Genomic DNA, 7390 nt, shown 5'->3' with positions numbered 1-7390 from the left:
CCTACACCCGTGCCCACACTTAGGCCGACGCCTCCTTCCACCCCGACGCCTACACCCACGCCCATACCTTCTGGCCCAAGGATCACAATCCCTAGCTTACCTGCAGCTGCAACGGTAACTATTACTCAGGCAGACGGCACAGTTATTGCCACTTCCACATCGGTGTCTGGGGATGTCGTCACCTTCCCGGCTCCGTTTATCCTTCCCTTTGGCGGTCAGGTTCGTATCACCCCTGCTGTCCCTTCCCCAGCGCCCATCACAGTGGGAACCATCACCCTTAGCACCTTCGACAACACAACTAACCCTGGCAGCACGACTTATTTCAACCTTGGACCTAGCATTCCCGTAAACTAGCTTTTGTCTGTGTTTAGGCGATTGGTTTTCCTTTGGCTCAAGGTTGCTCAGGCGTGGAAGGCTACCCTTTTGAAATGTGAGGATGCTATGGGTATTTCTGCCGTTTCTTCCCCTGGAGACTTAGCAGTTGCCCTGCCGCCGGGTTTTGATGTCCCTTTGGGTACCTACCATATGGGTGACCCTGCCTTTCGGTTTCCCTGAAGGGGGGTTGGCAAACCTTGCAAGCAGCTTTGGCTCTTAATTTCGTTTTCTTGTTAGAGATTTGCGATGGCTACCTACAACCCTAGTTGCAGCCAGCGTTCTTCGCTAGCCTCCGTGCTTCTAGCCTCCTTCCTAGTAAGAGGGGGCGGCTGCCTGTTCTTTTTCTTCCGAACCCTATGATGAAACTGTTTGAACGTTGCTCCCAGTCAACTGCTTCCATTCGCTTTACCATAACACTTCGCAAACAGTTCACAGGAGCGGAATTGTCGCCCAAGCCTTTAGCGGGTTAGCCGCCTCAGGGGAATCTGCGGGTAAGTTCACACTCTCTTTGCCCCTAGGGATAGGTCTCTCCACCAGCAATCTAGGCCGTTGGCTGTTCCGACTACTCCACTGCAGCTTTGGCTTCCTTCTCTTTGGCTGCCTTGGCAGCGCGCATTTCCGCCAAAATCTCTTCGGGTCGTTTACCGGCACGCTGGGATCCGGCAGGTAAGTCGTGGGGATCGATTACCCCTTTGGGCAGATAGGCAAATTCTCGCAAGGGGGTCACCATCGGGTCTTCGGTAACTTTAGAGGGCAGACGGCCCATCGCCACTTGGTGGTAGTTGAGGTCATGGCGGTCGTAAGTAGCCAACTCATAATCCTCGGTTACCGAGAGACAATTGGTGGGGCAAAACTCCACACAATTGGCACAGAAAATGCACACCCCAAAATCGATGCTGTAGCTGTAGAGCTCCTTTTTCTTCAGCTCTGGGTTGTAGGCCCAATCCACCACCGGCAGATCAATGGGGCAAACCCGAACGCAGATCTCGCAGGCAATGCACTTGTCGAACTCGAAGTGGATGCGTCCCCGAAAGCGCTCAGAGGGGATCAGCTTTTCGAAGGGGTATTGCACGGTTACCGGGCGCCGGCCCATGTGGTCGAAGACAACCCCCATCCCTTGGCCGATGTACTTGGCGGCTCGGAAGGCATCGCCCACATATTCTTTGACACGCTTTAGAAAAGTCATGGTCTATGTTCTCCCTCTCTGGCCTCTTTACTTCTCATTCAACCCCCAAAAAAGGTGGGGAAGGCGAGCTTTAGGGCTGCCGTCAGCAGCAAGTTAACAAAGGATACAGGCAGCAAAAACTTCCACCCCAAGTCCAGCAGTTGGTCAATGCGCACCCGTGGCAAGGTCCAGCGCAGCAGGATGGCCAAGAAGATGAAGATAAAAGCTTTGACCATCGTCATGACAATGCCCAAGGCCGCCGCGCCGATCTGCAAGAAGGGGTTATCCAAGGGGATCCCGGCCAGGGCGGCAATCGTTTCCACCGGCACCACAAACGACCAACCCCCCAAGTACAGCACCGCTGCAATGAGGGAAGCCAGCAGCAGGTTGGCGTAGGATCCCAGATAAAAGAGGGCAAACTTCATGCCGGAGTACTCCGTTTGGTAACCGGCCACCAGCTCTTCTTCTGCTTCCGGCAAGTCGAACGGGATCCGCTCCGTTTCCGCCAGAGCCGAGATCAGGAAAATGACAAAGCCAATGGGCTGCCGCCAGACGTTCCAGCTCAGAATGCCCAGGCCGCTCTGCTGCTCCACGATCCCCACGGTGTCCAGGCCATTGCTCATCAGCACCACGGCCAACACCGACAGGGCCAACGGCAGTTCGTAGCTGATCGATTGAGCTGCCGCTCGTAGCCCACCCAGCAAGGAGTACTTGTTATTGGAACCGTAGCCCGACATCAACAAACCGATGGGTTGCACGCTGGAGATGGCGATCAGGAAGAACACGCCAATGGCAATGTTGGAGATCAATAGGTTCTGGCCAAAGGGAACCACCAGGTAGCACAAAAAGACGGGCAGGAAAACCAATATCGGCCCCAGCGTGAACAAAACCGGGTCGGCCAAGATGGGCAGAACATCTTCTTTGGTCAGCAGCTTGATGCCATCGGCAATCGGGATCAGCACCCCCTGAGGGCCGGCCATGTTGGGGCCAATCCGCTGTTGGGCTGCTGCCGAGATTTTTCGCTCCAGCCAAGTCATGACCATCACCCCCAAGGTGGCGGCGATGATCAGCAGCAACATCGGCAGGGGCATCCAGAGGGCATGGGCTGCACCTGCTCCCAAGCCTAGGTTCTGTAGGGCAGTCTCGAAGCCAAGTTGTAGGTCGATACCAGCGTTTGTCATGGGGGTGAGTAGCTCCCTAGAGATGGCGGGTTGGGTAGGGTTTGGGATCCCTGTAGCTAAGTTTTCCCGTTGGGATCCGACTGGGGGGGACGGTTGCGGCGGCGTAGCTCCTGCTGGATGATGGCCTGAAGACGGGCATCGGATAGCTCTTCCGCGCGGCGGCGCCTTTCCTCTTGGTACTTAGCCCATTGCTTGGGGCCGATAACCGCAGCAATGACAGACACAATCAACAGCAGCAGAACCAAGATCGCCCAGGCCATCGCCTTTGTCCTCGCTTTCCGTAAGTATCTTAGCGATTCCTAGCGATCCACCTCGCCCATGATGATGTCAATGCTGCCGAGGATGGCGATCATGTCGGCTACCTTCATGCCGCGAATGAGCTGAGGCAACACTTGCAAATTGACAAAGCCGGGGGGACGGATCTTCCAGCGCCACGGGCAGACGTTGTCGTCACCAACAATGTAAATGCCCAGCTCTCCTTTGGCGCTCTCCACCCGCACGTAGGCTTCCCCTTTGGGGATCTTGAAATTGGCGGAAGGCTTTTTGCTGATGAACTGGTAGTCCCCTTTGTTCCACTCCGACTTCGGCCCCTCCAGCATCCGCTTGGCTTCCAGGTTTTCAAAGGGGCCGCCCGGCAGAGCCTTCACCGCTTGCTGCACGATCTTGCAGGACTCCCGCATCTCTTTCATGCGCACCCGATAGCGGGCCAGGCAATCCCCTTCGGGATAAACGGCCACCTCCCAGTCGAAGTCGTCGTAGCATTCGTAGTGATCCACTTTGCGCAGATCCCAGTTGACGCCACAGGCCCGCAGCATGGGGCCGGACAGCCCCCAATTGATGGCATCCTGCTTGGAGATGGTGCCCACCCCTTCCAGCCGTCGGCGGAAGATGGGGTTGTCGGTCACCAGCCGTTCGTACTCATCCACTTTGGGCAGGAAATACTCACAAAAGTCTAGGCATTTTTCCGTCCAGCCGTAGGGCAAATCCACTGCTACGCCGCCTACCCGGAAATAGTTGTTGTTGATCAGGCGCATGCCGGTGACGGCTTCAAACAAGTCTAGGATCCACTCCCGCTCCCGCATGGCGTAGAGGAAGGGGGTTTGGGCGCCCAAATCCGCCAAGAAGGGACCAAACCAGAGCAGGTGGTTGGTAATACGAGTTAGCTCCAACATGATCACCCGCAGGTAGCTGGCCCGTCTGGGCACGCTGATCCCGGCCAGTTTCTCAACGGCATTGACGGTGATGGCCTCGTTGAACATGCCGGCCCCGTAGTCCCAACGGGAGACGTAGGGCAGGTATTGCACCACCGTGCGGTTTTCGGCGATTTTCTCCATGCCGCGGTGCAAGTAGCCGATCACCGGTTCGCAATCGACGATGTTTTCGCCATCTAGGGTGACCAGCAAACGCAAAACCCCATGCATGGAGGGATGGTGCGGCCCAAAGTTGAGCAACATCCGGTCGGTACGGGTCTCGATCATGGGCATGGGCATAGCCGCCGCCTCCGCAACTGAAGAATGTTCATGGTCTGCAACATTTGCAGTATAGCGGTTTTCTTCTGCCTTCTCGGGATCCCATGCCATCAGGGATCCCAATCCTCGATATTGAAAGTCTCCAGGGGAACTCAACTAGAGTGAGAGAAAAAGGAGGGAGAACCGATGGCTATATCCCGTTCACCCGCGAATGGCCCATCCTGGAGAGAGCAGCAACATCCGCAGTATGCCACCGACCGGGCTGTGCTCGATGAGCTGATGGTGCAGGCCCAGGAGAGGCCCCTCTCGGATTGGGTACTGGCGGAAGTTGCCCGTTTGCGCATCCGTTACCACGGCTTCCCCGGCGCCTGGGATCTGCAGCGGGATTTGGATCAAATCCTGGAACAGTGGGGCATGAGCGAAGAAGAGCTGTTCGCCCAGACCCGCCAGATCCATGCCCGCGGCCAGGTGTACGACCGCAGCTTTAGCACGCGAGACGACTGGGCCTAGAGGCAGGCTGGGGGTCGGGATCCCTTACCCCCATCCCCTCTCCCTCTGGGAGAGGAGAGCCCGCCGCTACCTAAGAGACGTGAAGCTGCTCGGCAAAGATGGGATCCAAAGGCACATCCAGGGCGGCAATCACCTTAGTCCAGAAGTTCATAAAGCCAATCCAAGCCGATAGCTCCACCAGATCTTCATCTGACCAAATGGCTTTTAGCTGGGCAAAGAAGCTATCGGTCACCACCATGCTGGGCACGGTCATCCGCTCAGCGTACTCGATGGCCAGCTTTTCCGCCTCGGTGTAGAGGGTGCTGGTGCGGGCCTGGGCCACCGCCGCAATTTTGGCAGGGGAGGCGCCGTACTTTTGCGCCTGCAGGGTGTGGTAGGGAAGGCAGTAGTGGCGGCAGCCGTTGATTTGGGCAATGCGGATGCTGACCAGCTCCTTCAGCTCTTCAGGCAGGTTGGGGTTTTGGGTGTGCAGCGCCCCGTAGAGGTTCATCACGGCTCGCATCAGTTGGGGCTTGTGGGCCATCACCTGCAGGGGGTTGAGGGCGGTGCCGTAGGTTTTCTCCAGGCTTTCGTAAACCTTTTGCAGTTGCTTATCGGCTTTCTCTGGGGTAACAGGAGGGATCCGCATGGACAGTCTGTAAAATTGCAGCATTCTCGACTTTAGCGCGTCTGGGGGATCCGCCCAAGCCTGAGGGGCGCTTCACAGTCTGGGGGAGGGATCCCTTCTCCGCCTGAAACCAGGCACCTGCCTCCCTTCTTACTTGTCAAGGGTCAAGGATTGCCCAAGGATTGCTCAACGGCTTCCACCTGCTTCTGGGTGGCGGTAGCCCCTTGGTTGAGGGTTTGCTGGATCTGTTCCCGAGATTGGTAAATCTGCAGCGGCCCACCTTGAGGGATCCCTTGCTGGGCAGCTTCCGGGCTGGCTTGTTCCGGCCTTGGCTCCGAACTCAGCGGGTTGCGATAGAGGCGGTTGACCAGCAGAAATCCCACCAGCACCACAGCAGTTGCCACCAGAAGCCTAACCATACCCGGATCCCTTGCAAGCATCTGGTTCTAGAATGCCCAAAAAGAGGAGCAGGTATCCGATGTCGGGCAAAGTTGCGCAAACTTCCCAGCCGGTACGGGTTGGCATTGGCGGCCCGGTGGGATCCGGAAAAACCGCTTTGGTGGAAAAGCTCTGCTTGGCGCTGCGGGACCACCTGTCTTTGGCGGTGGTGACCAACGATATCTATACCCGCGAGGATGCCGAGTTTTTGGTGCGGGCCAAGGCCCTGGAGGCAGAGCGGATCATTGGCGTAGAGACCGGCGGCTGCCCCCACACCGCCATTCGGGAAGATGCCTCCCTCAACCTAGACGCCATTCAGGAGCTGGAGCGCCGCTTTTGCCCCCTGGATCTCATCTTGGTGGAATCGGGGGGGGACAACTTGGCAGCTACCTTCAGCCCGGAGCTGGTGGACGCCTGCATTTACGTCATCGACGTGGCCGAAGGGGACAAGATCCCGCGCAAAGGCGGGCCGGGGATCACCCGCTCCGACCTGCTGGTGATCAACAAGATCGATCTGGCTCCCTATGTGGGAGCAGACTTGGGGGTGATGGAACGGGATGCCCGTCGCATGCGGGGAGATAGGCCCTTTGTCTTTACCAACCTGCGCACGGGCGAGGGGCTGGAGCAGGTTCTCAGTTGGCTGGAGCGGGAGGTGCTGTTTCGCCCCATCAAGGCCGACCCCCCCTCGGTGAGCCGCCTGTGAACTTCGGTAAGGCCATCTTGAAGGCAACCCGCCGAGGCGACCATACCCACATTTGGGAGTATTCTCAGGCTCCCTTGCAATGGCTGGGATCCCCTGGGGAGCCACCTGTGTACTACCTGCGCAACCCCAACGGCGGCCTGCTGGGTGGGGATCGCCACCGGATCGAGATCGAGCTGGGGGCAGGCTCGGCGCTGGAAATTCGCACCCAAGGGGCAATGCGGCTACATCCCGGCTTGATTCGGCAACAGGTCAAGGTCAAGCTGGCCCCCACCAGCCAGTTGATCTGGATCCCTCACCCGACCATTCCGGGGGCAGGGGCAGACTTTCGCCAGCAGGTGCAAATTGAGCTGGATCCCACAGCCCGCCTGGCCTATGCCGAGATCTGGACTGCCGGACGGCTGGCCATGGACGAACGCTGGCAGTTTGAACATCTTGCCAACTGCTTGCAAGTTTGGGTCACTGCTGGGATCCCATCCTCCCCCGAGGGGAGAAAACTCTGGCTGCAGGAACACATAGACCTGCACTTTCCCCATCGGCGGGTCTCCGCCGCGTCAGTGCTGGGATCCCATCTCTGTTGGGGATCCCTGTACTTGCTGGGGGATTGGCCGGAACCCACTTGGCTGACCGTTCACATCAGCGGAACGGAGTCCCCATACTGGCTGGTCAAGTCTCCGGATCCCATCTGTAAGGGTTGGATTCTGCGCCAGGTGGGGCCACAGGCAGAGGCCATTTGGCGGCATTTTGGCCAGGTTGCACTACAGCTTGCTCAAGCCAAGGGTGGCTCACCCCAGGGGTGGTAGACTAAGGCTGACTCAAACCAACTGGTTGACCCAAGGCCGGGACGGAGTCCTTTGAACGCTGCTCAACGGATTCTCAGCTAGAAATCGCAGGAGCCCCGCACTGTACCCGTAGGGTCAGTGCCGGGAGGAATGCGCTTTGATG

At 58.0% G+C, this 7390-nt stretch carries 9 protein-coding genes; 3 read left to right on the top strand and 6 right to left on the bottom strand.

Annotated features, from left to right (window positions below):
• Window positions 1-937 precede the first annotated feature (937 nt).
• From ndhI to NW840_RS11185, 4 genes are read right to left on the bottom strand one after another with little or no spacing between them, the layout of a single operon-like run.
• Complete coding sequence (gene ndhI, locus NW840_RS11200) at window positions 938-1561, bottom strand: NAD(P)H-quinone oxidoreductase subunit I (protein WP_414344323.1); 624 nt, start codon at window positions 1559-1561, stop codon at window positions 938-940.
• 38 nt (window positions 1562-1599) lie between these two features.
• Window positions 1600-2721, bottom strand: a complete 1122-nt coding sequence (gene nuoH, locus NW840_RS11195; RefSeq protein ID WP_041436294.1) for an NADH-quinone oxidoreductase subunit NuoH — start codon at window positions 2719-2721, stop codon at window positions 1600-1602.
• A 56-nt stretch (window positions 2722-2777) separates the two neighbouring features.
• Window positions 2778-2981 carry a hypothetical protein gene (locus NW840_RS11190; RefSeq protein ID WP_414344321.1) on the bottom strand — a complete coding sequence of 68 codons (204 nt, stop codon included), beginning with the start codon at window positions 2979-2981 and terminating at the stop codon, window positions 2778-2780.
• 39 nt (window positions 2982-3020) lie between these two features.
• Window positions 3021-4205: an NAD(P)H-quinone oxidoreductase subunit H gene (locus NW840_RS11185; RefSeq protein WP_414331873.1), complete on the bottom strand. Its 1185-nt coding sequence runs from the start codon at window positions 4203-4205 to the stop codon at window positions 3021-3023.
• A gap of 171 nt (window positions 4206-4376) precedes the next feature.
• On the opposite strand from NW840_RS11185, the gene NW840_RS11180 reads away from it, so the two are divergent.
• Entirely contained in the window at window positions 4377-4700 is a 324-nt protein-coding gene (locus NW840_RS11180) for a DUF3288 family protein (protein WP_414344318.1), read from the top strand.
• A gap of 70 nt (window positions 4701-4770) precedes the next feature.
• Here the strand turns inward: NW840_RS11180 and NW840_RS11175 are convergent, their stop codons facing one another.
• Both NW840_RS11175 and NW840_RS11170 read right to left on the bottom strand, forming a co-directional pair.
• Entirely contained in the window at window positions 4771-5328 is a 558-nt protein-coding gene (locus tag NW840_RS11175; protein ID WP_414331869.1) for a carboxymuconolactone decarboxylase family protein, read from the bottom strand.
• A gap of 143 nt (window positions 5329-5471) precedes the next feature.
• On the bottom strand, window positions 5472-5726 hold the full coding sequence (locus NW840_RS11170) for a hypothetical protein (RefSeq protein ID WP_414344316.1): 255 nt from the start codon (window positions 5724-5726) through the stop codon (window positions 5472-5474).
• A 59-nt stretch (window positions 5727-5785) separates the two neighbouring features.
• Between NW840_RS11170 and ureG the strand changes: the two genes are divergently transcribed.
• Window positions 5786-6448, top strand: a complete 663-nt coding sequence (gene ureG / locus NW840_RS11165) for an urease accessory protein UreG (protein ID WP_011432513.1) — start codon at window positions 5786-5788, stop codon at window positions 6446-6448.
• The gene (locus tag NW840_RS11160) at window positions 6445-7248 is read left to right on the top strand and encodes an urease accessory protein UreD (RefSeq protein WP_414344314.1); all 804 of its coding nucleotides are present in this window, start codon (window positions 6445-6447) and stop codon (window positions 7246-7248) included. The genes ureG and NW840_RS11160 overlap by 4 nt, the downstream gene beginning before the upstream one ends.
• Window positions 7249-7390 lie beyond the last annotated feature (142 nt).

This window comes from Synechococcus sp. R5-13 (genome assembly GCF_047462015.1).
Taxonomy (GTDB): Bacteria; Cyanobacteriota; Cyanobacteriia; order Thermostichales; family Thermostichaceae; genus Thermostichus.
Note: the sequence above shows the minus strand (reverse complement) of the source record. Positions and strands in the feature narration are given on the sequence as shown.